Origin of the sequence: Schnuerera sp. (genome assembly GCF_035459645.1) — a bacterium.
GTDB lineage: Bacteria > Bacillota > Clostridia > Tissierellales > Tepidimicrobiaceae > Schnuerera.
Window position 1 is genome coordinate 1 of sequence record NZ_DATHXO010000104.1, and the last position, 2,154, is coordinate 2,154.

Here is a 2,154-nt window from a genome sequence, read left to right on the forward strand (position 1 = left end):
CTCTAAATTGGCTAGCTATATTATTAGCTTTAATAGCTGTATCTTCTGTGACTGGCTACATCGTTTATAGAAGAAGAAAAACAAGAGAACTAGAAGAACTAGAAGAACTAGAAAGTCAAATTGAAGATGTAAGATCTATAAGGGATGATGTAGAAGATTTAGAATTTGAGACTGAAAAATCTAAGATAAAGGCTCAAATTGATAGATTTGTTGATAAAAAACCTGAGGCAGTTGCTCAATTGTTGAGAACTTGGTTGAATGAATAGGAGCGAGTCAATATGATTAAAAGACAATTTAATGGAAAGGAAAAGGCAGCAATATTATTGATTGCCTTAGGACCAGAAAAGTCTGCAGAAATATTTAAACATTTAAATGAAGATGAGATAGAAGAGTTAACTTTGCAAATAGCTAATATGCGTATGGTTTCATCTGAAGAGAAACAACAAGTGATTGAGGATTTCTATCAAATTGCTTTGGCACAAGAATATATATCTGAAGGTGGAATTAATTATGCTAAAGAAGTGCTTGAAAGAGCCCTAGGCTCTGATAAAGCAGTGGATATTATCAGTAAACTAACATCCTCATTACATGTAAGACCTTTTGAATTTATTAGAAAAGCTGATCCAAATCAGTTATTAAATTATGTACAAAATGAGCATCCTCAAACTATAGCGTTAATTTTATCTTATTTAGAACCTCTTCAGTCTGCTCAAATTCTTGCTAGTCTGACTCCAGAGAAGCAAGGTGAAGTAACCATGAGGATAGCAACTATGGACAGAACATCCCCAGAGGTTATTAAAGAGATTGAAAAAGTATTAGAAACAAAATTCTCTGGTATGCTATCTCAAGACTTTACATCTACTGGTGGTGTTCAATCTGTAGTTGATATATTAAATACAGTAGATAGAGGTACTGAGAAGTTTATTATGGAAGAATTAGATATGATGGATGCTGAATTAAGTGAAGAAATCAGGAAAAGAATGTTTGTATTTGAAGATATTGTATCACTTGATAATAGAAGTATTCAAAGAGTTATTAGAGAAATTGATAATGCTCAGTGGGCTGTTGCTCTAAAAGGTGCTAGCGAAGAAGTCAAAGAAGTTATTTTTTCAAATATGAGTAAGAGATTAGTGGAAATGATAAAAGAAGATATCGAATTTATGGGACCAGTTCGTATACGTGACATAGAGGAAGCTCAGCAAAGCATAGTTAATATAATTAGAAAGCTTGAAGAAGATGGAGAAATAATAACTCCTAGAGGAGGAGATGAAATTATTGTCTAATATAATTAAATCTTTTAGGGTTATAGAGAGAAATATTATATCCAATGATGAAAAAGATTTAGAAAATATAACTTTAAAGAAAGAACTATTAGAAGAAGCTAAAGAACGATATAACGAGATAATTGAAGAAGCCCAGCTAGAAGCAGAAAAGATAATTGAAAATGCCCATGATGAGCATGATGAGATATTGAATCAAGCCTATGAAAGAGCACAAGATATATTTACTAAGTCGGAATCAGAAGGTTATAATAAGGGTTTTAAAGTTGGTAAAGATGAAGGATATAAAGATGGCTATGAAATAGGTTATGGAGAAGGAGAAAAAGATTCAGAAAACTTAATAAGGGAAGCTTTAGAGATAAAAAATAGCTATATAGAAAAAAACAATACTATACTGAAAGATTTGGAACAAGATTTAATCCAACTTGTAATAGCCATTTATGAAAAGGTCCTGTATAAAAAAGTAGATGCAGATGAAGAAGTTATAGTTTCTTTAGTTCTTAATGGGATTGATAATTTAGAGATATCTGACAAATTAACTATTATTGTATCTGAAGAAGATTATGATATGGTTAATAAATCTAAAGATATTATTTTATCAAAAGCTAGTTTAATAGATGAATTAGATATTAGGATGAATATGGATATGAAAAAGGGAGATTGTATATTGGAAACTTCTAAAGGTAGCGTGGATGTTAGTATTAATGATCAATTGGAAGAAGTAAAATATTTATTAAATTCAATTTTAAGTAATGAGTGATATTAATGGAAGAGAACATAAATTTAAAAAAATACATAAAAATGGTAAATGAAAAAAGGTTTATTAAATATACTGGTAAAATTACTAAAGTAACTGGATTAACTATAGAATCTA

General features: G+C 29.9%; 3 protein-coding genes. All 3 read left to right on the top strand.

What is annotated here, in order from left to right; translation table 11 throughout:
• On the top strand, positions 1-266 hold a 266-nt coding region (locus VK998_RS02510; protein WP_475513924.1), incomplete at its 5' end, for a hypothetical protein.
• Positions 267-278: 12 nt separating this feature from the next.
• Positions 279-1,283 (top strand): flagellar motor switch protein FliG, encoded by a 1,005-nt coding sequence (gene fliG, locus VK998_RS02515; RefSeq protein ID WP_325225111.1) that lies wholly within the window; start codon positions 279-281, stop codon positions 1,281-1,283.
• Positions 1,276-2,040, top strand: coding sequence for a FliH/SctL family protein (locus VK998_RS02520; RefSeq protein ID WP_325225112.1), 765 nt, complete (start codon positions 1,276-1,278; stop codon positions 2,038-2,040). Before fliG ends, VK998_RS02520 begins: the two co-directional genes overlap by 8 nt.
• The last annotated feature ends 114 nt before the right edge of the window (positions 2,041-2,154 follow it).